At 63.0% G+C, this 25215-nt stretch carries 24 protein-coding genes; 11 read left to right on the top strand and 13 right to left on the bottom strand.

The window, feature by feature from the left end; genetic code table 11:
- Positions 1–118: 118 nt before the first annotated feature.
- On the bottom strand, positions 119–1342 hold the full coding sequence (locus tag AC1Q80_RS03830; RefSeq protein ID WP_492359862.1) for an NAD(P)/FAD-dependent oxidoreductase: 1224 nt from the start codon (positions 1340–1342) through the stop codon (positions 119–121).
- Positions 1343–1436: 94 nt separating this feature from the next.
- Complete coding sequence (locus AC1Q80_RS03825; protein ID WP_173420957.1) at positions 1437–2144, bottom strand: glutathione binding-like protein; 708 nt, start codon at positions 2142–2144, stop codon at positions 1437–1439.
- A gap of 176 nt (positions 2145–2320) precedes the next feature.
- On the opposite strand from AC1Q80_RS03825, the gene AC1Q80_RS03820 reads away from it, so the two are divergent.
- Positions 2321–3073 carry a phytochelatin synthase family protein gene (locus AC1Q80_RS03820; RefSeq protein ID WP_492359660.1) on the top strand — a complete coding sequence of 251 codons (753 nt, stop codon included), beginning with the start codon at positions 2321–2323 and terminating at the stop codon, positions 3071–3073.
- 43 nt (positions 3074–3116) lie between these two features.
- Here AC1Q80_RS03820 and hisG read toward each other — a convergent pair whose 3' ends face one another.
- From hisG to AC1Q80_RS03800, 4 genes are all read right to left on the bottom strand, one after another.
- Positions 3117–3812: an ATP phosphoribosyltransferase gene (hisG, locus tag AC1Q80_RS03815; RefSeq protein WP_173419125.1), complete on the bottom strand. Its 696-nt coding sequence runs from the start codon at positions 3810–3812 to the stop codon at positions 3117–3119.
- Entirely contained in the window at positions 3809–4951 is a 1143-nt protein-coding gene (locus tag AC1Q80_RS03810; protein WP_173419124.1) for an ATP phosphoribosyltransferase regulatory subunit, read from the bottom strand. The genes hisG and AC1Q80_RS03810 overlap by 4 nt, the downstream gene beginning before the upstream one ends.
- Before the next feature lie 5 nt (positions 4952–4956).
- Positions 4957–6471 (bottom strand): histidine--tRNA ligase, encoded by a 1515-nt coding sequence (gene hisS / locus AC1Q80_RS03805; protein WP_412728314.1) that lies wholly within the window; start codon positions 6469–6471, stop codon positions 4957–4959.
- Positions 6472–6617: 146 nt separating this feature from the next.
- A complete protein-coding gene (locus tag AC1Q80_RS03800) occupies positions 6618–7262 on the bottom strand; it encodes a DNA-3-methyladenine glycosylase I (RefSeq protein ID WP_173420956.1) in 645 nt (214 codons plus the stop codon).
- Positions 7263–7511: 249 nt separating this feature from the next.
- Here AC1Q80_RS03800 and AC1Q80_RS03795 point away from each other — a divergent pair, with 249 nt between their 5' ends.
- The gene (locus tag AC1Q80_RS03795; RefSeq protein WP_492359659.1) at positions 7512–8282 is read left to right on the top strand and encodes a L,D-transpeptidase; all 771 of its coding nucleotides are present in this window, start codon (positions 7512–7514) and stop codon (positions 8280–8282) included.
- 190 nt (positions 8283–8472) lie between these two features.
- Complete coding sequence (locus AC1Q80_RS03790; protein ID WP_492359658.1) at positions 8473–9168, top strand: L,D-transpeptidase; 696 nt, start codon at positions 8473–8475, stop codon at positions 9166–9168.
- A gap of 51 nt (positions 9169–9219) precedes the next feature.
- Here the strand turns inward: AC1Q80_RS03790 and glcF are convergent, their stop codons facing one another.
- The 4 genes from glcF to AC1Q80_RS03770 form a co-directional block, all read right to left on the bottom strand.
- Positions 9220–10515: a glycolate oxidase subunit GlcF gene (gene glcF / locus AC1Q80_RS03785; RefSeq protein WP_492359657.1), complete on the bottom strand. Its 1296-nt coding sequence runs from the start codon at positions 10513–10515 to the stop codon at positions 9220–9222.
- A 129-nt stretch (positions 10516–10644) separates the two neighbouring features.
- On the bottom strand, positions 10645–11025 hold the full coding sequence (locus tag AC1Q80_RS03780) for a DUF4870 family protein (RefSeq protein ID WP_173419119.1): 381 nt from the start codon (positions 11023–11025) through the stop codon (positions 10645–10647).
- A 32-nt stretch (positions 11026–11057) separates the two neighbouring features.
- Positions 11058–12269 carry a glycolate oxidase subunit GlcE gene (glcE, locus tag AC1Q80_RS03775; RefSeq protein WP_492359656.1) on the bottom strand — a complete coding sequence of 404 codons (1212 nt, stop codon included), beginning with the start codon at positions 12267–12269 and terminating at the stop codon, positions 11058–11060.
- Positions 12266–13705: an FAD-linked oxidase C-terminal domain-containing protein gene (locus AC1Q80_RS03770; RefSeq protein ID WP_173419117.1), complete on the bottom strand. Its 1440-nt coding sequence runs from the start codon at positions 13703–13705 to the stop codon at positions 12266–12268. Before AC1Q80_RS03770 ends, glcE begins: the two co-directional genes overlap by 4 nt.
- 106 nt (positions 13706–13811) lie before the next feature.
- On the opposite strand from AC1Q80_RS03770, the gene AC1Q80_RS03765 reads away from it, so the two are divergent.
- Positions 13812–14708: a LysR family transcriptional regulator gene (locus AC1Q80_RS03765; protein ID WP_173419116.1), complete on the top strand. Its 897-nt coding sequence runs from the start codon at positions 13812–13814 to the stop codon at positions 14706–14708.
- Between the two features lie 3 nt (positions 14709–14711).
- Here the strand turns inward: AC1Q80_RS03765 and AC1Q80_RS03760 are convergent, their stop codons facing one another.
- Complete coding sequence (locus AC1Q80_RS03760; RefSeq protein ID WP_173419115.1) at positions 14712–15986, bottom strand: DUF3422 family protein; 1275 nt, start codon at positions 15984–15986, stop codon at positions 14712–14714.
- A gap of 184 nt (positions 15987–16170) precedes the next feature.
- On the opposite strand from AC1Q80_RS03760, the gene AC1Q80_RS03755 reads away from it, so the two are divergent.
- From AC1Q80_RS03755 to AC1Q80_RS03730, 6 genes are all read left to right on the top strand, one after another.
- Positions 16171–16959, top strand: coding sequence for a FadR/GntR family transcriptional regulator (locus AC1Q80_RS03755; RefSeq protein WP_327795805.1), 789 nt, complete (start codon positions 16171–16173; stop codon positions 16957–16959).
- 204 nt (positions 16960–17163) lie between these two features.
- Entirely contained in the window at positions 17164–17670 is a 507-nt protein-coding gene (locus AC1Q80_RS03750) for an NUDIX hydrolase (RefSeq protein ID WP_173419113.1), read from the top strand.
- Positions 17671–17784: 114 nt separating this feature from the next.
- Entirely contained in the window at positions 17785–19290 is a 1506-nt protein-coding gene (locus tag AC1Q80_RS03745; protein WP_173419112.1) for an inorganic phosphate transporter, read from the top strand.
- 10 nt (positions 19291–19300) lie between these two features.
- A complete protein-coding gene (locus AC1Q80_RS03740) occupies positions 19301–20038 on the top strand; it encodes a 16S rRNA (uracil(1498)-N(3))-methyltransferase (RefSeq protein WP_492359655.1) in 738 nt (245 codons plus the stop codon).
- 145 nt (positions 20039–20183) lie between these two features.
- Entirely contained in the window at positions 20184–21557 is a 1374-nt protein-coding gene (locus AC1Q80_RS03735) for a glutamate--cysteine ligase (protein ID WP_173419110.1), read from the top strand.
- A 92-nt stretch (positions 21558–21649) separates the two neighbouring features.
- On the top strand, positions 21650–22480 hold the full coding sequence (locus AC1Q80_RS03730) for a DUF937 domain-containing protein (RefSeq protein ID WP_209787363.1): 831 nt from the start codon (positions 21650–21652) through the stop codon (positions 22478–22480).
- A gap of 243 nt (positions 22481–22723) precedes the next feature.
- On the opposite strand, the gene AC1Q80_RS03725 is transcribed toward AC1Q80_RS03730, so the two are convergent.
- Positions 22724–23020 carry a YjiS-like domain-containing protein gene (locus AC1Q80_RS03725; RefSeq protein ID WP_209787365.1) on the bottom strand — a complete coding sequence of 99 codons (297 nt, stop codon included), beginning with the start codon at positions 23018–23020 and terminating at the stop codon, positions 22724–22726.
- Positions 23021–23228: 208 nt separating this feature from the next.
- Between AC1Q80_RS03725 and AC1Q80_RS03720 the strand changes: the two genes are divergently transcribed.
- The gene (locus AC1Q80_RS03720) at positions 23229–24179 is read left to right on the top strand and encodes a LysR substrate-binding domain-containing protein (RefSeq protein WP_025426032.1); all 951 of its coding nucleotides are present in this window, start codon (positions 23229–23231) and stop codon (positions 24177–24179) included.
- 131 nt (positions 24180–24310) lie between these two features.
- Here AC1Q80_RS03720 and AC1Q80_RS03715 read toward each other — a convergent pair whose 3' ends face one another.
- Positions 24311–25186: a dienelactone hydrolase family protein gene (locus AC1Q80_RS03715; RefSeq protein WP_209787368.1), complete on the bottom strand. Its 876-nt coding sequence runs from the start codon at positions 25184–25186 to the stop codon at positions 24311–24313.
- Positions 25187–25215: the final 29 nt, after the last annotated feature.

Genomic DNA, 25215 nt, shown 5'->3' with positions numbered 1-25215 from the left:
GGCACGCAACCGCCGTTTGGAAACGGGACGATGCTTTCGTCCTTAACGAAGGTTGAAACGCCACCGCCTTGTAGTTGAGCATCTCAACCGGCTCAATGAGACCGTGACGGTCGTGCGGCTAGGCCTGTGCCAAAAGCGCCTTCAGATCCGACTGCGGATCGGCAATGACGGCCCTGTCCGGATGGATCCCCGTTTCCAGTAGCTTCTTGCCGGTGACATAGGCCTTGGCATCGTTGATGGCGTCGACGGCGATGAGCTTTCCCTCGCGGAAATACCAGACCGATACGCTGCCTTCGCGCTGGCCGGGGCGAACGATGGTTTCGTCGTGACCGAGGCCAAAACCGGCGATCTGCAGTTTCACGTCATACTGGTCCGACCAGAACCAGGGTTTTGGCGCATAGGGCTCCGTCCCACCGGCAATCACGGCGGCAACAGCCTCGGCCTGATCCACGGCATTCTGCACCGATTCCAGGCGGATACGCGTGTTGTCCCAGGGCTGAACGGCGCAATCGCCCATTGCGAAAATCGCCGGGTCGGCGGTCCGCCCATGGCTGTCGACAACGATGCCGCCAGCGGTTTCGAGGCCGGCGCCATGCGCCAGGTGATCGTTGGCGGTGACGCCGATGCCGACGATGACGAGATCGACCGGCAGCACCGAGCCATCGGACAATTCGACGCTGGTCACGCGGCCATTTTCGCCGATCAGCCGGTTCAGGCCCGTTGCCTCGCGGACGTCGACACCGCGCGACCGATGAATTTCGCGAACGATGCCCGACGTCGCGGCGGACGCAACGCGTTGCAGGATGCGGTCGGCCATCTCGATGACCGTCACCTCGAGCCCGAGCGTACGCGCGACCGCAGCAGCCTCGAGGCCAATATAGCCGCCGCCGACGACGAGCGCCCGCTTGCCGGGCTTCATCTCTTCGGCCAGGAGATCGGCATCCCTGAAATCGCGGACTGTGAAAACACCGTCCAGGTCGCCGCCGACCGACGCCGGCAAACGGCGTGGGGTGGCGCCGGTTGCAAATGCCAGGGTCTCGTAGTCGAGCGACGTTCCGTCGCTCAGTGTCACGCGGCGGGCGACGCGGTCGAGTTCCGTTACAGTGGTCGATAGCCTGACGTCGACATTGTGCTCGCCGTACCAAGCCTCAGGCCGATAGAGCAGCCGGTCGAGGCTCATCTCGCGAAGCAGGAATTTCTTGGACAACGGTGGACGCTGATAGGGCAGACTAGCCTCGGACGCGACGATGGTGATCGGCCTTTCGTCCTTCAACGCCCGCAGTTTGGCGACCAACGCAAAGGCGGCCTGACCACCACCGATTACAACAAGCCTTCCGGTCACGCTCTCACCCGTCATTTATCCGTCCGTACAACAAGGCGTAGCCTTTCCGCCCGAGCCTCGTCAACTCGTACGAACGGCCATGCCCACCGATCGCTCACCCCTTGGCGGGGATTTCCATGCCCTTTTGCGCCGCAGGACGCGCCAGACCACGCTCGACCCAGGCCATCACGTTGGGGAAACTCCTGTAATCGAGTTCGTCGGCGCCACCATAAAACCGGCGCGCGCCCTCCACCCAGGGATAGGTGGCGATATCGGCGATGGTATACTCCTCACCCATCAGCCATTGCCGTCCCTGAAGCCTGCCCTCTAGAACGCTCAGCAGCCGCTTCGATTCATCGCGGTAGCGCTCGACCGGATAAGAATTGTTGGCGACCTTGTCGGCAGCGAATTTGAAGAAGTGGCCGAACTGCCCGAGCATCGGGCCGACGCCGCCCATCTGGAACATCACCCAGCAGATCGTCTCATAGCGAGCGGCCGCATCCGAAGGCAGAAGTTTCCCTGTCTTTTCCGCAAGATAGAGAAGGATGGCTCCGGACTCGAAGAGGCCGATCGGCTTACCGCCAGGGCCGTTCGGGTCGATGATCGCCGGAATGCGTCCGTTCGGATTGAGCGACAGGAATTCGGCCGATTTCTGGTCGTTGGTGTCGAAGGAAATCCGATGCGGCTCATAGGGCAATCCCAGTTCTTCAAGCGCAATCGAGATTTTCACGCCGTTCGGCGTCGGCAAGGAATAAAGCTGGACGATACCAGGGTTCTTCGCGGGCCAACGCTTGGTGATCGGAAAGGCGGAAAGATCGGCCATCAAATGCTCCTCGAAACGAACGGCGCAGGCGGCGCCCGCCGCTTGCGCCGCGTAGATAAGGTCATTCATGCGCATTTGTCAGCCGGTGAGGCAAAATTTACTGCGCTGCGTTAATCGCCTCGTCCGGACGAGGACGATACGGCCCGCGCTCGCGGGCGGCGATCAACGAGGAAAACATGCTAGAAAAGTCAACCCGGTGGCTTGCCCTTATCAGCCTGATGGCGCTTGCCCAACCGCTTCACGCCGCGGAGACGAACAAGCCGAAGTTAGGCCCCATGGCCGTGCCGGTTACCGTCGACAACGGCCATTTGCGGATGTCGGCGGCCCCCGACTATTGGGCGATGGCATCTTTCTACGTGCCACAGCAGACATCGAGTGCTTGTTCGCTTGCCTCGCTCGCAATGGTGACGAACGCGTTGCGCGGCCTGCCCGGCGGGTCGCAAGACAATCTGGTCACTCAGGAGGGATTGCTGGAAGCCGTCGACAGCCGCAAATGGCGCGAGCAGACGAAGGAGGACGGCGATGGCGTTCTTTTCTCCGAGCTTGTCGCGCAAACGGATGCAAGCCTCAGGGCATTCGACATCAAGGCGACCGTTTCCGCCAACCATGTCGGTCCCGATGCGAAGGCCACGCTCGACGCCTTCCGCAAGGCGCTTGCCGAAAACGAAAAGTCGGCAAACGACATGATCGTCGTCTACTTCAACCAGGGTGTGGTCACCGGCGACTGGGATGGCCCGCATGTCTCGCCGATTGGCGCCTACGATGCGACGCACGACCGCGTGCTGGTGATGGACATCGATCGCGAATGGTACGTGCCCTACTGGACGGCGACCGAAACCCTGTTCAAGGCCATGCAGCGCCCGGCGCCCGCCGACCAGAGCGTGCTCGCCGGCGAGACCGGCGGCTGGGTGCACGTCTCGAAAGGCTGATAGCCGCCGCCCGGAAGCATACCGGCGCGGCGCGTTTCAGAGTTCAAAGCGCGTCGCGCACGGCCGAAAGAATGCGGCCGACGACCGGGTCACTATCATGCGCCGGCTTGCGGGCACGCACCAGGCAGGCTTCCGACCGGAGGATGACGCCGTCGGTCAGGATCTTCAGGTGGTTGGCAACGAGGGTCGAGCCGGTCGAGGTGATGTCGACGATGATATCGGCCGAGCCGGACGCCGGCGCGCCCTCGGTCGCGCCGAGGCTTTCGACGATCCGGTAGAGCTGGATGCCGTGACTGCCGGAGAAATGGTTTTGCGTCAGCCGCCAGTATTTGGTGGCGATCGCCAGGCGCCGGCCATGGCGGGCGCGGAAGTCGGCGGCGACGTCGCCGAGATCGGCCATGGTGTCGACGTCGTACCAGATCTCCGGAACGGCGACGACGACGTCGGCATGGCCGAAGCCGAGGCGGGCGCAGAATTCGACGCGGGCGTCGGCATTGGCAAGGCCCTCACGCACAAGGTCCTCTCCCGTAACGCCGAAATCGATCGAGCCGTTGCCGAGTTCGCGCGAGATCTCGGAGGCGGACAGGAAGGCGATCTCGACATCATCCCAGCCTTCGACGCGACCGCGATAGGAGCGGTCGTTGCCAACGGCGACGATCTTCATGCCGGCGCGCTCGAAGATCGCCGAGGCGTCGTCCTTCATCCGCCCCTTGGACGGTAGAGCGATGGTGATGGTCATGCGGCACCTCCGCTGGCAGCGATTGCCGCTTCGATCCGGTCGAGCCAGAGCGAGAAGCCGACGGCGGGGATATGCTCCTGCGCGCCCAACAGGGTCAGAAGCCGGTCGAAGCGCCCGCCACCGGCAAGCACGGCCGGCGTGCCCTCGACTTCGACTTCGAAGACGAGACCAGTGTAATAATCGAGCGGGCGGCCAAAGGCGGCGCGGTAGCGAATGACGGAGACGTCGGCACCGACAGCGGCAAGCGCTGCCACCCGGGCGTCGAAACGCGAGAGTGCGCCGTCGAGCGTCAGGCCGGTCTTCTCGGCAAAGCGGAAAAGGGCGGCCGGCGCTTCTGCGAGCGGCATGTCGAGCGCCAGGAATTCACGCACGAGGTCCAGCGTTTCCGGATCGAGCCTTGTATTGGCCAGCTCCATCTTTTCCTTGAGCCGGCGGGCAATGTCCTGCGGAGAGCGGCTGGCATTGGTCGAATAGCCAGTTGCCTCCATGGTTTCGCCGATATGGGCGACAAGCCGCGCCTCGTCATCGAGCATGCCATTGATCGCCAGTCGCTCGACTTCGGGCCCGAAGACGCCAGCGGCTTTAGGATCGGCAAGCTCGGCCAGCAGCTTTTGCAGATGTTTCTGATCGCCGAAGGCGTGAATCAACCGCTTCTGCCAACCGCCGGGAAGGCCGCAGGCACCAACGACCGCTTCGAACACCGCCTGGTCGCCGAGCGTTACCGTCAGGCTGCGGCCGGGAAGCCGATTGGCAACCACCCGCATGGCATTGCCGACCGCACGCGCGTCGGAAGCGGCGATATCGGTATCGCCGAGATCCTCGATGCCGGCCTGATAGAATTCATTGCCGCCTTCGCGGCGCTGGCGGAACACTTCGCCAAGATAGGCATAGCGCTTGGGCGTGCCCGTCGCCGTTTCGATGTGGCGAAGGCAGACGGGAATGGTGAATTCCGGCCGCAGGCAGAGGCTCTCGCCGGTCTCGCTCTCGGTCATGAAGATGCGGCGGCGAAGATCCTCGCCGGCCATGGCGAGAAACGGCTCGGCCGGCTGGATCACCGGCGTGTCGACCCGAAGCGTGCCGAGGCTTTCGAAATCGGCAAGCAGGTCAGCGGAGAAGGCGGGAAGGTTGATCAGAGGCATCGCCGTCAGCCAGCCCTTGCCCGGTCCTCGGCCTGTGCCGCGAGCATTTCACGCACCTTTTCGACAAGATCGCCCGTCGGCACCGAGACCTGCGCCACCCGCGCCTCGCGCCAGGCCGCATTGTCCTCGATTTCGCCCGAGAGGCGCTTGCCCTCGATCAGGTCCTTGATCTGCACCAGACCAGCAGCGCGCTCGTCGCCGCCCTGGATTATCGCCAGCGGCGCACCGCGACGGTCGGCGTATTTCAGCTGGTCGCCGAAATTCTTCTTGTTGCCCTGGTACATCTCGGCGCGAATGCCGGCATGGCGAAGCTGCTGCACGAAGCGCTGGTAGTGGCCCATGCTGTCGATGTCACGATCCATGACGCATACGACAACCGGAGCGACAACCTCGGCCGAACCGAGCTTGCCGAGGTTCTTGAGCGCGGTCATCAGGCGCGAGACGCCGATCGAGAACCCTGTGGCCGGAACCGGCTGGCCCATGAAGCGCGAGACGAGACCGTCGTAGCGACCGCCGCCGCCGACCGAACCGAAGACGACCTTTTCGCCCTTCTCGTTGGTGACGGCAAACTGTAGCTCGGCCTCGAAAACCGGGCCGGTGTAATATTCGAGGCCGCGAACGACCGAAGGGTCAATCTTGATGCGGTCGGCCTCATAGCCGGCGCTGACAACCAGGCTGCGGATGGTGTTGAGTTCCTGGACACCCTCGCCGCCCTTGGCGGTGCCTGACACGAGTGCTGCGAGGTCGTCGGCGCTTTCGGCATAGTTCTGGATGCCGACAAAGAACAGGACCTTGTCGATCTGCTCGCTGCTCAGTCCTGCACCCTTGGTGAAGTCGCCGCTTTCGTCCTTGCGGCCCTCGCCGAGCAGCAGGCGCACACCTTCGGGGCCGAACTTGTCGAGCTTGTCGATGGCGCGCAGCACCGTCAGGCGATCATTAGCCTTGTCGTCGCCGCCAAGCCCGATCGCCTCCATGACGCCGTCGAGAACCTTGCGGTTGTTGACGCGGATCACGTAGTCGCCGCGCTTGATGCCGAGCGCTTCCATGGTATCGGCCATCATCATGCACATTTCGGCGTCCGCCTGGACGCCGGCGGCACCGACCGTGTCGGCATCGAACTGCATGAACTGACGGAACCGGCCCGGGCCTGGCTTCTCGTTGCGGAAAACATAGCCGGCACGATAGGTGCGGAAGGGCAGCTGGATCTCGTTGAAGTTCTCGGCAACGTGGCGCGCAAGCGGCGCCGTCAGGTCGTAGCGCAGCGACATCCACTGGTCGTCGTCGTCCGTCAGCGAGAACACGCCCTCGTTCGGGCGATCGCTGTCGGGCAGGAACTTGCCCAGCGCGTCCGTGTATTCGAACAGCGGCGTTTCGACCGGATCGAAACCGTACCGCTCGTAGACTTCGCGGATCTTGACGATCATCTCGTCGGTGGCGCGAATATCGTTGGCCGAACGATCGACGAAGCCGCGCGGCAGGCGCGCCTTGAGCTTCTGCGGTTTCTTTTGTTTCTCGGTCATGGGGAGCATTCCGGGCTGTCAGCGGGTTTGGAGCTTTCCCTACCGGATCGAGGCATGGGCGGCAAGGGTTTGCGCGGCGCAAAGCGCCTTCTTGCCTGCGCCTTCGACCCTGCTCGCCTATCTTTGCGAGCCGCGACCAAGAATACTCAAGCCAGTTGCGGCACCGGCCGCGAGAGGCCCTGCCTCAGGCCCTCGACCACGCCACGGCAATGGCAGCCTTCGATGTGATCATTGACGAGGCCCATGGCCTGCATGAAGGCATAGATCGTCGTCGGGCCGACAAAGGTCCAGCCGCGCTTCTTCAGATCCTTGGAGATGCGCGTCGAGGTCGGTGTCGTCGGGTTGGCGGCGATCACCTCGTAGCTGACAAATGCGGGCCGCTCGTCGACACCCGGTTCGTGCGACCAGAAATAGGCGGCAAGCGAGCCGAATTCGGCTTTGAGCGCCTGGGCGCGCCGGGCGTTGTTGATGGTCGAGACGATCTTGCCGCGATGGCGCACGATGCCGGTATCGCCAAGGCAGCGCTCGATGTCGGCGTCGCCGAAGGTCGCGACCTCATCGAAGTCGAAGCCGGCGAAGGCGGCGCGGAACGCCTCGCGCTTCCTGAGGATCGTCAGCCAGGAGAGGCCGGATTGAAAGCCTTCGAGGCAGATCTTCTCGAACAGGCGTCGGTCGTCCGTCACCGGCCGTCCCCACTCCTCGTCGTGATAACGCCTGTAGTCGTCAAGATTGCTCTGCCAGGCGCAGCGCCCAAGGCCGTCTTCGCCGATCATTATGCCCTTGGTCGTCATCATCCGCCCCGTTTCATCCTGTTCCTGCCCATTTACCATTCACAAACCAGATTCCTAAAGCGACGGATAACCCTACCCAAAGCTTTATCGGCGCTTCGCTCCTTTGACAGGCTGCCGTTTACCATTCCGTGGCGCCGCGATGACACGATTGCCGCATTGCCAAGGCGCATGCCGACCGTCCCGGAGACCCGTTCTCCGGCTGGCCGCGCCATTTTGATACGTTTCGGCGAAAGGTAGCGAGTCCGTCCGATGTTGAAAAAATCCCTTCTTGTAGCCGCATCCATGCTCACCCTCGTCGCGAGCCAGGTGGAAGCCCAGGACCGGTACCAAAACCGGCCGCCGGTGATCGTCAGCCCCGACCTGACTGCCCCGTGGGTCATGCAGCTCGGCGGCCAGCCACAGCAGGCGCGCCGGGTCCTCTACCGCCAGCAGATTCCGGCAACCACCCGAAAACAGTTTTATCAGGGCCAGACGGTGCAGCCGCAGGCAAAGCGCCGCGTCGGCGCGCCGCTGGTCCAGCCGGTCAACGCCACCCGCGCCCAGCGCCCCGTCAAGTCGAAATTCGATCCGCAGTACCTGCCGCAGACCGTCGCCTATGACGGCAAGGAAAAAGCCGGCACGATCGTCATCGATACCAACAATCGCTTCCTCTATCTCGTCACCGGCAACGGCCAGGCGCGCCGTTACGGTGTCGGCGTCGGCAAGCCGGGCTTCGAATGGGCCGGCGCCCACAAGGTCACGCGCAAGGCGGAATGGCCGAGCTGGACGCCGCCGAAGGAGATGATTTCGCGCGAAGCGGCCAAAGGTCACTACCTGCCGGCACGCATGGACGGCGGCCCGGAAAATCCGCTTGGCGCCCGCGCCATGTATCTCGGCTCGACGCTCTACCGCATCCACGGCACCAATGCGCCCTGGACGATCGGTTACGCCGTTTCGTCAGGCTGCATCCGCATGCGCAACGAGGATGTGGTCGATCTCTATGAACGGGTGAATGTCGGCACGAAGGTTATCGTCATATAATTGACACCGACCATAGAATATTCCCCCGCTCCGTACGTCTTGCTGTTGTCTGTTCGTGATCTTCAGGCAACAGGCGAGGCCCAAGATACAAAATCCGTGATCACGTTTGATCTATCGGTTGTGTCCCGGACTTGCACTTCGGGTCGTTTTGCATAGCCTTGATGTAACGAGGGCTCAGAGGGAATCATATATGAAACGTCATGCCAGCAATTTGGTCGCGATCGTCATCGCGGCCAGCACTATTCTTGCCGCCGCCAATGCCCAGGCTTTCACGCCAGCGCCGACATCCTCAAGCACTCCCAAGAGCAGCGATGTCGTTCTTGTCGCGGCACAGAAAAAGCCGCCGAAACAGTTCTGGCGCACAAAGGTTCGCTTCAGCACCGACGAAGCTCCGGGCACGATCATTGTCGATACCAACAACAAGTTTCTCTACTACATCGACGGGCCGAACCGCGCGACCCGCTACGGCATCGGCGTCGGCCGGGAAGGCTTCGGCTGGTCGGGCGTGGTGAAAGTGGGTCGCAAGGCGGAATGGCCGACCTGGACGCCGCCAAAGGAAATGCGTGTACGCGAAGCGGCCAAGGGCCGCATCCTGCCGGTCACCCAGGAGGGCGGCATCGACAACCCGCTCGGCGCGCGCGCCATGTATCTCTACAAGGGCGGCCGCGACACGATCTTCCGCATCCATGGCACCAACCAGCCGTGGACGATCGGCCAGAACATGTCTTCCGGCTGCATCCGCATGATGAACGACGACGTCGAGCACCTCTATGAGCGCGCCGACGTCGGCACCAAGGTCATCGTCATCGGGCCTGGCAGCAAGACCGGCGATACCTACTTCAACGACCGCGGCGTCGACATCTTCCGCCAGATCTTCGGCGGCTGATCCGCTTGCCTGAGACACGAATGCCGGCGCATGGCGCCGGCATTTTTCGTTTTACAATCCGGCTGGCTTGGCGCCGCCATAGGCCCAGTCGAGCAGTTCCACCGTGTGGACGATCGGGATGGACGTACCGGTGGCGATTTGGGTGATGCAGCCGATGTTGCCGGTGGCGATTACATCGGGCTTGGTCGCCGCAAGGTTTTTCACCTTGCGGGCTTTCAGCTTTTCAGAGATCTCCGGCTGCAGGATGTTGTAGGTGCCGGCCGAGCCGCAACAGAGATGGCCTTCGGCCGGATCGCGCACGACGAATCCCGCCTGCTTCAACAGTTGCTTCGGTGCCATGGTGATCTTCTGGCCGTGCTGCATCGAACAGGCGGAATGATAGGTGACCGTCATGCCGCGCGGGTCTTGCGCCGGCAGGTCGAGCGTCGCCAGATATTCGGTGATGTCCTTCGCCATGGCCGAGACCCGTGCCGCCTTTTCCGCATAGGCGGGGTCGAGGCGCAGCATGTGGCCGTAGTCCTTGATCGTCGTGCCGCAGCCGGAGGCGGTGATGATGATCGCATCGAGACCACCCTCCTCCGCCACACTCAGCCAGGCATCGACATTGCGCCGGGCGGCAGCGAGCGCCTGGCCTTCCCGCCCCATGTGATGCACCAGCGCACCGCAACAGCCCTCCCCGGGAGAGACGACCACCTCGATGCCGAGACGGGTGAGGAGACGGATGGTTGCCTCGTTGATCTCCGGCTTCAATACCGGCTGGGCGCAACCGTTCAAAAGCGCGACGCGGCCAACGCGCTTGCCGCTGGGGGCATGCGTGCCCGGTACCGCAGTTATCGAAGGCTCCGGCACCGCCTTCGGCGCCAGATCGAGCATCACGCCAAAGGTCTTGAGCGCCGCCACTCGTTTGAGGACACTGGCAAAGGGCCTTCCAAGAGCCGCCGCCTTCAATGCGAAGCGAAAGCGCGAGGGGTAAGGCAGAACCTGCGCCAGAACCGCGCGGGCCAGCCTGTCCTTCAACGGCCGCTTGTAGGTCTTTTCAATGTGAACGCGGGCGTGATCGACCAGATGCATGTAGTCGACACCCGACGGGCACGTTGTCGTGCAGGCGAGACAGGACAGACAGCGATCGATATGGGTCACGGTCTCGGTGTCGGCGGCCCGGCCGTTTTCCAGCATGTCCTTGATGAGGTAGATGCGACCGCGCGGGCTGTCGAGCTCGTCGCCGAGCGTCACATAGGTGGGACAGGTGGCGGTGCAAAAACCGCAATGTACGCACTTGCGCAGGATGGCCTCGGATTCGGCCACATGCGGATCGGCAAGCTGCGCGGGCGTAAAATTGGTCTGCAAACGCTTACTCCAATGTCGGGGCCCTGCCCCTGATGCGCATCGCGATCCCCCGGAGATCGTTTGCGGCTTCAAGCTCTTGTATTCGCGTGCCGTTCTCGCAAGGCGGCACTGGTTCCGCGCGGCGCGCGATTAGACCATCCAGCTTTCGGGATTGCTGATCGGCTCTTCGCGGGCGGCGCGTTGCAGCCCGACAACACAGCGCACGACGATCCACACGGCGGTGGCGATAAACCCCAGGAACCCGATCAGCAAGACCATCAACAGAGCCGAGATGACGCTGAACAGCACTGCGATCCAGAACGTCCGGATCGCCCAGGTATAATGCGTCTGGACCCAGGGCGCCCCCTTGCCGCGATTGAGATAGGCGATGACCACGCCGATGATGGCCGTGATCCCGACGGCAAAAGCGACGAGGTAGAGCACATAGATGACCTGTACGTTGATCTTTCCAGGCTCCAGCCAGCGGTCGGTCTCTCTGGGAAGCGGAGCCTGCGGACCATTGTCACTCATCGATACCTCCCTGTCTGCTCAAGTGTCGGTTTTCAGGAGACGGCCTGCATCCGGCCGGGATTGAAGATCCGCTGCGGGTCGAATTTCTCTCGCACGCGTTCGCTCAAGAGCGCGACGGGCGCCGGCTGCGGCTCGAACGATGGGATGGCCGCGCGGAAACCGTCGTTCGCGCGAACGAGGGTCGCATGGCCGCCGCCGAGTGCCTTGATGTAACGGCGCACCAGCGCCGCCTCGGGATCGGCTTCCATGCGCAACCACGCAAGTCCGCCCTGCCAGTCGTAGAAGGCGTCGACCCCGGTTTGCAGCCGCAAGGCGGCCACCAGCTGATGGCCTGCCGAGGGCGCCACCGAGACGCGCCAGAGGGGTCGGTCCGTACCATCGGCATAGGGTTTCACATCACGGATCTCCGACCAGAGCACCGCCGTCCGTTGCCCGTCGAGCCGCGTCACCGCGCCAAACCTTTCGAGCGCCTTTGCCAGTTTTTCGGCGCGGATGGAGACAGACGCCGGCAAACCCTCGAGCCGAAGCACGGTCGCGGCGCCATCCGGCAGGCCACCGCCGACGAACCGGCCGCGCACGCTTTCGGCCAGATGCGCAGCCCCCGAAACCTCGACCGTCTGCGCCATGGCTTCCGCCATCACGGCCGCAGCCTCCGCATCGTTCAAGCCTGAGACCACGACGGTCTCTGAGGCCGGCGGCTTCGGCAGCACGCGAAATGTCACCTCGGTCAGAATGCCGAGCGTGCCGTGCGAGCCGGCCAGCAGCTTGACCAGATCGAGGCCGGTGACGTTCTTCATCACCCGGCCGCCAGCCTTGATCGCATCGCCGCTGCCATTGACGAAGCGCACGCCGAGCAGGCTGTCGCGGGCGGCGCCGGCGATAATCCGCCGCGGCCCGGAGACATTGGCCGCAAAGACCCCGCCGATCGTCGGCTCGCCGGTCGTTGCAAAGACCGGGCGATGGTCCATCGGCTCGAAGGACAGCATCTGCCGGTTTTCGGCGAGTGCCGCCTCAATCTCGGAGAGCGGTGTGCCGGCAAGCGCGCTGACGGTCATTTCCGCCGGATTGTAACTGACGATGCCGGAGAGGCGACGGGTGGACAGCACCCGATCGGCACGCACGGGATTGCCGAGACCGGATCGCGTACCGCCGCCGATGACGGCAAGCGACGCCCTGTCAGCGGCCATCGCCCGAACGACTGTCGCGATCCCCTCTTCGCTCGCGGGTTCGAAATGCACGATCATGCGGCGGGGCGCCCTTCGAGCGGAAAGACCTTGGATGGGTTCAGGATCCATTGCGGATCGAAGGCGGCCCGCGCCGCCATCTGCTGGTCGAGATCGGTCTGGGTGAACTGATGCAGCATGAGATCGCGCTTCTCGATACCGACGCCATGTTCGCCAGTAAGGCACCCGCCGGCGTCAACGCAGAGCTTCAGGATATCGTTGCCCGCACTTTCGGCGTGCGCCGCATCCTCCGGGTCGTTGATGTTGTAGAGGATCAGCGGGTGCATGTTGCCGTCGCCGGCATGAAAGACATTGGCGACGCGCAGGCCATAGGAGGCGACAATCTCGCCGGTGCGGCGCAGAACGTGGGACAGCTGGCTGAGCGGCACCGTGCCGTCCATGCAGATGTAATCGGCGATGCGTCCGGTCGCGCCGAATGCCGACTTGCGCCCCTTCCAGATCAGCGCCGCCTCGAGCGCCGACTGGCTTTCCTTGATGGTGGTGACGCCATGGCGACGGGCAACCTCTATGATGCTGACAAGCATCGCATCCATCTCGGCTTCCGAGCCCTCCACCTCGACGATCAGCAGCGCCTCGACATCGAGGGGATAGCCGGCATGGGCAAAGGCTTCGCAGATCTCGATCGCCGGCTTGTCCATGAACTCGATGGCGACCGGAACGATGCCCGAACCGATGACGTCGGCGACGCAGGCGCCGGCCGCTTCCGACGAGGCAAATCCGAACAGCACCGGGCGGGCGCCTTCGGGCTTGGCGATCAGCCGCACGGTTGCTTCGGTCACGATGCCGAGTTGGCCTTCCGAGCCGCAGACGAGCCCGAGCAGATCATAGCCTGCCGCATCGAGCGCCTTGCCGCCGAGGTCGACGATCGTGCCGTCGAACAGCACCAGCTTCACGCCGAGCAGATTGTTGGTGGTGACGCCGTATTTCAGGCAATGGGCGCCGCCGGAATTCATGCCGATATTGCCGCCGATGGTGCAGGCGAGCTGCGAACTCGGATCGGGCGCGTAGAAGAAGCCGTCGGCGGAAACGGCTTCGGAAATGTTGAGATTGGTGACGCCCGCCTGGACCGTCGCGGTGCGATTGAAGAAGTCGACGTCGAGGATCCGCGACATCTTCGACAGCCCGATCACGACAGCGTCTTCCTGCGGGATGGCGCCGCCGGAAAGCGACGTGCCCGCACCGCGCGGCACGACGGGAATGTTGTAGCGGCTGCAATATTTGAGCACTGCTGCGACCTGTTCGGTCGTCTCGGGCAAGGCGACAAGAAGCGGCATGCGGCGATAGGCGATGAAGGCATCGGTCTCGAACGGCTTCAACCCGCGCTCGTCGCTGATGAGACAGCCTGCCGGCAGCAGGTCAGCCAGATCGGCGGCGATCTCGCGACGCCGGGCAATGACGGCAGGTCTTGGCTGCAGAAAGCCGATCGTTTCCGCCATCAAATCCTCCGCCCGGATGTCAATTGGTTCATTTTCTTTACCACTAGGACTGCGCCCTCGCAAATGCTATTGAGTTTTTCCATTTCGGAAACAATGGCAACGATTGATGACGAATTTAGGCGATCTTGAGATTTTTGCACGCGTCGTTTCCACAGGCAGCATGTCGGCGGCCGGACGGACACTCGGCTTTTCGCCGGCGGTCATCTCCAAACGCATCAAGCGGCTGGAAGATCGGCTGGGCACGCGGCTCCTGCAGCGCACCACCCGGCAAATCTCGCTGACCGAGGCGGGACAGGGCTTCTACGACCGGGTGCTTGGTATCCTGACGGGCATCGAGGAGGCGGAAGCCTATGCCTCGGGGCGTTCTTCGCAGGCACAGGGCGTGCTTCGCATTTCGGCGCCCACATCCTTCGGACGCATGCATATCGCGCCACATCTGACCGGCTTCATGAAGGACCATCTGGACCTCAAGCTGCATATCGTGCTGACCGACGACTTCACCGATATCGTCGCCGACGGCTTCGACATGGCGGTGCGCATCGGCGAACTGACCGATTCGAGCCTGGTGGCGCGCAAGCTCGCGCCGGTCCGCCGGCTGCTCTGCGCCTCGCCCGATTACATTGCCCGCAACGGCGCGCCGACCGAGATCGGCGAACTCGCCCGACATTTCTGCCTGCCCGCCCACAACAACGACAACTGGAAGCTCGAAGGCCCCGAAGGCTCGCTGGTCTGGCATCCCGAAGGACCGCTTGTGACCAACTCGTCGGAGATCGTACGCGCGGCGGTGATCGCCGGTGCCGGCATTGCGCTGCGCTCGACCTGGGATATCGGCCCGGAGCTGCGCAGCGGCCAGTTGGTGCAGGTGCTGCCGCAATGGGAAGGTTCGAAGAATCTGACGCTGTCGGCGGTTTACCCGAGCCGGCAGTTCCTGCCGGCCAAGGTGCGCCTGTTCATCGATTATCTCGCCACGCTCTACGGGCCCGTTCCCTACTGGGAGCAGTAGGCGCTACTTGTGCTCACCGTCGCCGTGATGGTGGCGGATACGGCGAACGATGAGCCAGACGCCAGCCACCGCGAAGGGCACCGCAAGACCGGTCAAAAGGCCGGGATCGATCGGCAGCTCGTGGCTGACTGCCTTGGCGAGATAGCCGAACAGCCCGACGACATAATAGGAAATGGCGGCGACCGACAGGCCCTCGACGGTCTGCTGCAGCCGCAGCTGCAACTTTGCCCGACGATCCATCGAGTTCAGGAGCGCGCTGTTCTGCCGTTCCAGCTCGACATCGACCCAGCTGCGCAAAAGCGCTGTCGCACGGGCGAGCTTGCGCGACAGGTTCGCCTGGCGCTCTTCGACCGACTGGCAGGTGCGCATGGCCGGCGCCAGCCGGCGTTCGAGAAAGGTGCCGATGGTCTCGTAACCGGGAACGGCCGTCTCGGCGAGCGTGCGGATGCGTTCCTGGACGATGCCGTAATAGGCGCGGCTGGCGCCGAAGCGATAAAGACTAAGCGCAGCACCCGCCTCCAGATCGGCTGCAAGCCTCGTGATCTCCGCCAGCATGTCGTCCGCCTCTTCGCGGACGTTCTCCTTCATGCGCTGGGTGATCGCCGTCAGGCCGTCTTCGGTGCGGCGGATTTCCGGCGACAGCGACTGCGCCAGCGGCAGGCCGACCATCGCCAGCGTGCGATAGGTTTCGATATCGAGCAGGCGCTGGATCAGCGCGCCGGTGCCGGCCTCGGTCATGCCGCGGTCGATCACCAGGATCTGCGTCAGGCCGTCGCCGTTCTGGCGAAAATCGGTGACGAGGATCGCTTGGCCGTTTTTCGTCTCGCTGTAACAAAGGCTGGTCGGGTCGAAGGCCTTGATCGCTTCGCGGGTCTCCGGCGAATCCGCGCGGATCTCCAGGCGAATGCCCGAGATGAGCGAACCGGGGGGCGAAAAGCCATCGCCGAACGGGTGGATCGCCACCTCGCCGCCAAACCGGTCCGGCGCCGGGCCGTCCCAGAAATAGGTGGAAAATTCCGTATGCCGCTCCCAGCGCAGCGTTCCCTGCCCCCAGGCCATGGCGTGGTGGTTGGCATCGCGTCCGGGCGGGGCGATACCGCGCGAACGCGACAGTTCCGACAGAACCGCATGATCGACGATCGAGCCGCCCTCGGTCATAAAGGCGAGCTGAAAGATCACGCGCGGCGTCGCCACCAGGGCATAAGGCCGCGAATGGACCTCGCCCAGTGCCTGCGCTCGCATCGGCGCAACCGGAAATGCAAAACTTCCCTTAGCCATGAAGCGCTTTGTCCCCCTCACGCGTTCATCATCACTTTCTTATCAACCGAATGAGCAAAAGCAAAAGGACGCATTGCCGCAGTTTGACTTTTGTCAGACGCAGCGAGTGAGGGCCGCGAAGTGGACAAGGAAATTGACCAGTTGACTGCCGATGCCTAGATTGCGGCGCATGGGAGACCCAAGCGTGACCGAAGACCAGATCGACCTCTATGCCCGCATCAGCCACAGCCGCACTGCGGACGAGGTGGTCCAGCAGATCGAGCTTCTGATCCTCGAAGGCATCCTGCGCGACGGCGACCGGCTGCCAGGCGAACGGGAACTATCGAAGCGCTTCGACGTATCGCGGCCGATTCTGCGCGAAGCATTGAAGGAACTGGAGACGCGTGGACTGGTCGAGAGCCGCCACGGCGGCGGCACCTTCATTGCCGATGTCGTCGGCGAAGTCTTTTCCAAGCCGCTGATCGAGCTGATCGGCCGCCACCACAAGGCGACGCAGGACTATCTGGAATATCGCCGCGAACTGGAAGGCCTGACTGCGGAACTGGCAGCGACCCGCGCCACGGATTTCGATCGCGACATCCTCACGCGCATCATCGAGCGCATGCGAACCGCCCATCGCGATGGCGATTTCAACGACGAACTGGCCTCAGACGTCGAGCTGCATCAGGCAATTGGCGAAAGCGCCCACAACATCATCCTGATGCACACGCTGCGCGCCTGCTATCGGCTGTTGACGCAGGGGATCTTCTTTCACCGCAATTCGGTCTTCGATGCACCCGGCGCGCGCGACCGGCTGCTTTCGCAGCACGAAGCGATCTACGACGCGATCATGGCAGGCGACCCGAAAGCCGCCAAGGCCGCCGCCCAAAGCCATATCGATTTCGTCGCCGCTTCCACCCGCGAGGCGGAGCGCACCGGCGAATGGGCACGCATTGCAAGGCTGCGGCTGCAGCAACGCGACCAGGCGAGCTGAAGCCTGGCCAGCGCCCGGTTGCCACCCTGCTGGCAAGGCCGGCGCGGAAGCACCATGTTCTGTCGCATAGGGACCACAGTTTGCAGCGATGCTGGCCGCATATCCGCCAGCCGATGCGGCGCGACATTTACACGCAACGCTGCGCTGGCATACTGGCCGGTAAACCCAGGGAACACTGATTCGCTAAGAGGAGAGCAAACGACCTTGAACTTCCTGAACCGGCTCGCATCCGATGTGCAGCTTATGCTGCGTCGACCGGCGCGCATGCAATATGCGGCGCTCTGTTACCGGGTTCGCAAGAAGTCCAAGGCGCTCGAGATTCTGCTGATCACCAGCCGCGACACCGGCCGCTGGGTCATTCCCAAGGGCTGGCCGATGCGAGGCAAGCGCGCCCATGAAGTGGCCGAACGTGAAGCCTACGAAGAGGCTGGCGTGAAGGGTCGGGTGCAGAAGGCTGCAGCCGGCCACTACCTCTACAAGAAGCGCATGGATCACGGCCTGAAGATCTCGGTCAAGGTCCAGGTGCATGCCCTGGAGGTCGACGACCTCTGCAAGCACTTCCCCGAGGAAGGCACGCGGAAACTGGAATGGGTCGCCTACCAGGAAGCCGCTAGCCGCGTCGCCGAGCCGACGCTGAAGGATCTCATCCTGGCCTTTGGCAGCCGAATGGCGACGCCGCCCTCGCCCGCCCCGAAGGTCGTCAGCGGCTAGCCCCAGCGGGCGATCTTGCCGCTGCCTTTTGCACAGCTTTGCAGACCAACATCAATTCCGCTTGAATGCGTCCCACAGTGGCAGTAGTGGCCACTGTGACAAAGGAGATCACCATTGGCAAAGCCGCGCATGCGCCTTGAAAAGCAGACGCTCGACAAGGACCTCGACAAGTTCAGCCTTGCCGAGGAGGCGTCGCAGCAAGTGATGCGTGGTCTGGCCGCACCTGGCCTCGCTTTCCTGTTCCTGCTGCTCAGCATGGCCTTTGCCGCAAGCTTCGTGACGAACTCGGCAACCGCGCCGATCATCATCGCCGCCGCAGCGATCGCCGGCTACATGGCCATGAACATCGGCGCCAACGACGTGACCAACAACGTCGGCGCGGCGGTCGGCGCCAAGGCAATGTCGATGGTGACGGCGCTGACGATCGCCGCCGTCTTCGAAATCGCCGGCGCCATGCTGGCCGGCCGGCAGGTAACCCTGACCGTCGAGGCGGGTATTATTTACGGCGAGCATATTCTCGGCCCTGAGACGATCGTCTGGGTGATGATGGCGGCACTCGCCTCATCGGCCGTCTGGATCAACATCGCCACCTATTCCGGCGCGCCGGTGTCGACCACACATTCCATCATCGGCGGCATCGTCGGCGCAGGCATCGCCGCTGCCGGCGTCTCCAGCGTGCAATGGTGGCCGCTGGCCGGCATTACCGCGAGCTGGTCGATTTCTCCCATCCTCGGCGGCGTCATCGCCGCCGCCTTCCTTGCCTTTCTCAAGGAATTCATCATCTACCGCGAGGACAAGATCGCATCGGCCCGACGCTGGATGCCGGTGCTTCTGGGCGTGACGGCCGGGAGTTTCACCACCTATCTCGCCGTGATCGCGCTGGTTCAGGTTGCCGCAATCTCGTTGACATCAGGCTTCGGCCTCGGTGTTGCCGTCGGCATAGCCACCTACTTCCTCAGCAAGCCCTGGATCCGCCGCCAATCGGAGGGGCTGGACAATCGCAACCAGTCGCTGCGCAAGCTGTTTCGTGCGCCGCTGATCCTGTCGGCCGCGCTGCTCTCCTTCGCTCATGGCGCCAACGACGTCTCCAACGCCATCGGCCCTCTCGCGGCAATCGTCTCGGCGCTTGATGGCGTCATCACCACGCAGACATCGCCGACGCCGCTTTGGGAACTGGCGATCGGCGCCATCGGCATTTCCATCGGCCTGCTGCTCTACGGCCCGCGCCTGATCCGCGTCGTCGGCCAGGAAATTACCCGCCTCAACCCGATGCGCGCCTTCTGCGTTGCGCTCGCAACCGCGGTCACCGTGTTGCTCGCGTCTGCCTTGGGTTTGCCGATCAGCTCGACCCATACGGCGGTCGGCGCCGTCTTCGGCGTCGGCTTCTTTCGCGAATGGTATACCCGCCATTCGAAGCGGCGGCTCGAATATGTCCGCCAGAAGACCGGACACGCAGACTTCATGGAGCAGACCGAGACCAACTTTGCCGAGGTCCGCCGTCGCCGTCTTGTCCGTCGTTCGCATTTCCTGACGATCATTGCCGCCTGGGTGATTACCGTTCCCGCCTCTGCCGCCCTTTCGGCCGTCGTCTATCTCGTTCTTTCCGCCATTTTCATGTGAAGGTATTCCCATGCGCGCCAATTTTCGCATGCAGCGTCTTTTCGTTGAGCACCCGCTTCTGGCCGGCTCGACACAGGAGGCGACCAAGGAACAGTTCAATTATCTGATCAACGTGCTGCGCTACGAGGACGGTGCCTCCATTCTCGTCTTCAACGGCCGTGACGGCGAGTGGCGGGCCGAGCTTTCGCTTGCCTCCAAGAAACGCCTGATCCTGACCGCCGTCGAGCAGACCCGGCCGCAGCCGGCCCCTTGCGATCTCGTCTATCTCTTCGCGCCGCTCAAGGTCGGCCGCCTCGACTATCTCGTGCAGAAGGCGGTGGAAATGGGCGCCGGCGTGTTGCAGCCGGTGATGACGCAACATGTCCAGGGCAAGATCGGCAATCTCGATCGGGTACGCGCCAATGTCGTCGAAGCCGCAGAACAATGCGGCGTGCTCGGCATTCCCACCGTGGAAGAGCCGCGGCGGCTTGAAGACCTGCTGCAGGGGTGGCCTGCGGATCGTCGCATCATTTTCTGCGACGAAGGCAGCGACAGCCAGAACCCACTGCCGATCCTCACCGGCATCAAGGAGAGGAAGCTGGCACTGCTGATCGGGCCCGAAGGCGGCTTTTCCGACAGCGAGCGAACCCTGCTGCGCAGCCTCGATTTCGTCACCGCCATCCCACTCGGCCCCCGCATTCTCAGGGCCGATACCGCAGCGGTTGCGGCGATGGCCGTCATACAGGCAACGGTCGGTGATTGGCATTGACCGGTCGCCTGCAAGCAAGCACGGCACATACTTTTTTTGAATAGATCTTGAAAGAAATTGACTTGCACCGCACCTGATTACGGTTCAAGCAGCCACCATCCACTTCCGCCTTCCGGCGGAACCGCTCAAGCAAAAGAAGACGCTCATGGCCCGAGATACCACCGACCAGACGCCGGTAACCTCTGTCGCTGACCTGACCGCTTACCTCGCGGCGGGCTCGAAACCGGAGGAACGGTTCCGGATCGGAACGGAGCATGAAAAATTCGCCTTCTTTAAGGCGGACAACAGCCCTGTGCCCTATTTCGGCGATGCCAGCATCCAGGCGCTGCTCGACGGCATGGCTGCAAAGAGCGGCTGGGAACCGATCGTCGACGAGGGCAACATCATCGGCCTTGCCGAACATTCGGGCAATGGCGCGATCTCGCTGGAGCCGGGCGGCCAGTTCGAGCTCTCCGGTGCGCCGCTCGAAAACCTGCACCAGACCTGCAAGGAATCGAACCAGCATCTGGCCGTCCTGCGTGAAGTGGCCGAGCCGCTCGGCATTCGCTTCCTCGGTATCGGCGGCAGCCCGAAATGGACGCTTGACGAAACGCCGCAAATGCCGAAATCGCGCTACGGCATCATGAGCCGCTACATGCCCAAGGTCGGTACCCAGGGTCTGGACATGATGTACCGCACCTGCACGATCCAGGTGAACCTCGACTTCTCCTCGGAAGAGGATATGCGCCGCAAGATGCAGGTGTCGCTGAAGCTGCAGCCGCTGGCGACCGCCTTGTTTGCAAGCTCGCCCTTCACCGACGGCAAGCCGAACGGGCTTCTGTCCTGGCGCGGCGACATCTGGCGCGACACCGACAACCAGCGCTCCGGCTTGCTGCCGGCAGCCTTCAGACCAGACTTCGGGTTCATCGACTATGTCGAGTGGGCGCTCGACGTGCCGATGTATTTCGTCGTTCGTGACGGTCACTATCACGACTGCACCCATGTCACCTTCCGTCAGTTCATGAACGGGGCGCTCAAGGGCGAGATTGCCGACTGGCAGCCGAACATGGGCGATTGGACCAACCATCTCTCGACGCTCTTCCCGGATGTCCGCCTCAAGCGCTTCCTGGAAATGCGCGGCGCCGATGGCGGCCCCTGGCGCCGGATCTGCGCGTTGCCGGCCTTCTGGGTCGGCCTGCTCTACGACGGCGAAGCACTCTCCGCCGCAGAAGAACTGACGCGCGACTGGACCTTCGAGGAGGTCGGGACCCTGCGTGACGCGGTCCCCGCCCAGGCACTCAACACCAAATTCCGCACCGGCAACCTCTACGATATCGCCCGTGAAGCGGTATTCATCTCGCGTGGAGGCCTGAAGCGGCGCAACCGGCTGAACGGCGACGGCATCGACGAAAGCCAGTTCCTGGCACCGCTTGACGAAGTGCTCGCCAAGAAGGCGACGCTCGCCGAGGATCTGCTGTCGCTCTACAACGGCCGCTGGAACGGCTCGGTCGATCCGGTCTTTGCCGAGTACCAGTACTGAGACCGTAAGTCTGGGATCAAAAAGCGGTTTCCCACGTCACATTTCCCGTTATAGTGCAACGACATACGTCGTTTGGCCGAAGGGAACCGGGGATGGCACCGCTTTTTGACATGTTCACGCAGGCACAGAACGGACAGGCCACGGAGCTGATGGCCCGGCAATTCGGGCTTGCCCAGGAGCAGATGGCCAAGGCCACGGCTGCACTGCTGCCGGCCTTTTCCGCCGCCTTCAAGCGCAACACGACCAACCCTTACGATTTCGGCGCCCTGCTGACGGCCATGTCCAGCGGCAACTATGCCAAATATTTCGAGGACGTCAGCCAGGCGTTCACGCCGCAAGGCATGGCCGACGGCAACGGCATTCTCGGGCAGCTCTTCGGCTCCAAGGAAATGTCGCGCGCGATCGCAGCCCAGGCGGCCCAGGTCACCGGCATCAGCCAGGAGATCTACAAGCAGATGCTGCCAGCTATGGCCGATACGCTGATGGGCGGTCTGTTCAAGCAGGCAACCGGCCAGTTTGCCGGGGCGAATGCTGCCTTTGCCAACAACCCGATGGCGACGATGATGCAACAGTGGATGGAGGCGTCCGGTCTTGCCAGGAAGCCGGAGCCGCAGGCCAACCCCTTCGACAATCCCTTTACCCAGGCAATGCAGGGCTTCTTCGGCGCCGGCAAGAAGGAAGAGACTGCCAAGGCGCCCGACTTCTTTGCCGATAATCCCTTCCTGAAGGCATTCCAGGACATGATGCAGCCACCAGGGGCAGGCGCGACAGCCAAGCCGGCTGCGGAGAACCCTGCCGCCGCCCAGTTCTCGCAGATGATGAACAGCATGTTCGACAGCGGACTGGAGATGCAGAAGGAATATCAGAAGAACATCGAGGCGCTGTTCGACAGCTACAAGTCGGGCAACGGCAACAAGGCCTGAGCCCAGGCACTCCCCACACATTCAAACTGCGTGGATAAGAAAAAGGCCCGGTACATGTCTTGGTTCATGTACCGGGCCAAGCGGCAGGGTCTATTGGCTCTACCCTGCGGGGAACGTTTGGCGCGCGATAGAAGCGGCAGCACCGAAACTTTCGAAACTCGGAGCATGATCCGCGTTGGCGGCAGCTTGCGCGGATCATGCTCGATTGGCGCATCTCAAGCGGCGGGATGCGCCATGGGGAAATCAGTCGTGACGGATCCCCTTGTAGAAGAGGCTCACGCGGTTTCGCGACGCGCGCGTCAGATAGCTGGCGGGATTGTCGAAGAAGGGCGAGGTGATCGCCTCGCGGACATCTTCGCGTCGTAACCCCATATCGAGCAGATGACGGTCATCCAGTTCATTCAGACGCGCGATTTCGCATCGGTTCCTGAACATGCGCCATGCAGCCGTCATCACGCCGACAACGCCAGCGGCGCGGGAAGCATGGGACTGCTTTCCTGCAACGAGGTCGAGATCGAGGACGTGGTCGGTCGTGCGCATGACGGGACTCCTTTTTCAGGCACGAAGAAACCCGTCCCCTGCGCGAGGTCATGCGCAGGGGTGGGCCAGGGAACTTGGGGTGAACCGGCACTTGCTGCCGGTCGGGATCAATGAAATTTGCCCCTGATAGATCGCAAATCCTTATTGATCAGTCCAACGAATGTTTTTAATGATATTCATCAAACAATCTTATGGATGTATCACGGCCATGTCCGCACCGCTTGACATTGATCAGCTGCAAACCTTTGTCGCGATCGCCGACACGGGCAGCTTCACCAAGGCCGCCGACCGGGTTTTCAAGACACAGTCGGCCGTATCCATGCAGATGCGGCGCCTGGAAGAGCGCATCGGCAAACCGTTGTTCATGAAGGACGGCCGCGGCAACCGGCTGACCGTGGAGGGCGACCGGCTGCTCAATTTCGCGCGCCGGATGATCCGCCTCAACAACGAGGCGATGGCCTCCTTCGACGACAATCGCCTGGAAGGCACGCTGCGCATCGGCACGCCGGATGACTATGCCGACCGCTACATGCCCGAGATCATCGTGCGGTTTGCCAAGACCCATCCGAACGTCGAGCTCTACATCATCTGCGAACCGTCGGTGGACCTTGCGGAAAAGATGGCCAAGGGCGATCTCGACATCGCGCTGGTCACGCACAATCCGCGCGCCCGCGCGTCTGACGTGGTGCGCACCGAGCCGCTCTGTTGGGTGAGCTCGATCAACCATCCGCTACCGGAAAACGCGCCGATCCCGCTTGCGGTCGGGCGACGCGACTGCCAGTGGCGGCAGGCGGCCTGTGCGGCACTCGACGCGACCGGCAAGGAATATCAGATCCTCTTTACCAGCTGGTCATCGACCGTGGTCGCCGCGGCCGTGCTCGCCGGCATGGCGGTTTCGGTCCTGCCGGAATCAGCCCTTCGTCCAGGCATGAAGGTGCTGACGCTCGCTGATGGCTTTCCGGCGCTTGCGCCGGTACAGATCGGCATCATGAAGCGCCCGGGCCTTTCGCCGTCGCTGTCGAACGCGATCACCAACCACATCACCGCCTGCCTCGACAACATCACGCCGATCACCGTCAACGATGACATCGATGGCGACATCAAGGGCTTTCCGCGCTATCCGCGCCTGCGGCAGAGCCATATGCTTCCGGGCTGGTAGGCACCTCGGCGCACACGACAATGCCGCGCATCCCAGGGCGCGCGGCCTTTTTGTTGCAACGCGGAGTCCGGGCGGCAGGAGGATTATCATCACTGCCCGGTCGGCCCGAACCGATTGCTCGATCGCGCCGCTCAGGCGAGCTTCGCCTTCAGGAACTCCACGGTGCGGCTCCAGGCGAGGTCGGCTGCAGCCTTGTCGTAGCGGGCGGCTGACGTATCGTTGTTGAAGGCATGGTTGACGCCGTCATAGACATAGATCGTCGCGTCCTTGCCATTGTCCGTCAGGGCCTTGCGATAGGCGTCGATACCCGCATTGATGCGCTCGTCGAGGCCCGCGTAATGCAGCAGAAGCGCTGCCTTGATCTTCGGCACGTCCTCGGCCTTGGCCTGGGCACCGTAGTAGGCGACGCCAGCCTTGAGATCCGGTGAATTGACCGCAAGCCGATTGACCAGCCCGCCGCCCCAGCAGAAGCCGATGGCGCCGACCTTGCCGGTCGACTGCGCGTGCTGTTCGAGAAACGCGACGGTTGCCACGGCATCCGCGTTGGTTTCGCCGGCATCGAGGGCGCCGATCATCTCGCGTGCCTTGTCTTCGTCAACAGGCGTGCCGCCCGATGGCGACAGGAAATCAGGTGCGAGCGCGATGAAACCTTCAAGTGCCATCCGGCGGGCGACATCGCGAATATGCGGATTGAGCCCGCGGTTCTCGTGGATGACGATGACGGCGGGCAGCTTGCCGGTCATGTTGGCCGGACGGACCAGATAACCCTTCATGTCACCGTCAGCACCGGGATAGGAAATGTCCTCGCCGACGATGCGATTGTCAGTATCGGCGATAATCTCGGCCTTGGCGCTGCTGGCGGCAAGAAGTGGTGCGATGGTGGCGGCGGCCGCGGCCGAGCCGGCAAGCCCCGTCAGCGTTTCCATGAACCGGCGGCGATCAAGACTGAGGTGTGTATATTCGTCGTAAGCGTCGATCATTGCCTGCGTGATGACAGGTTTGTTCATGACGGCCTCCTTCGGTTTCTTCCTCCGCG

This window comes from Ensifer sp. GW823-FHT05D09 (genome assembly GCF_058795755.1).
The sequence above is the reverse complement of the archived record's forward strand: the minus strand, read 5'-3'. Positions and strand labels throughout refer to the sequence as shown.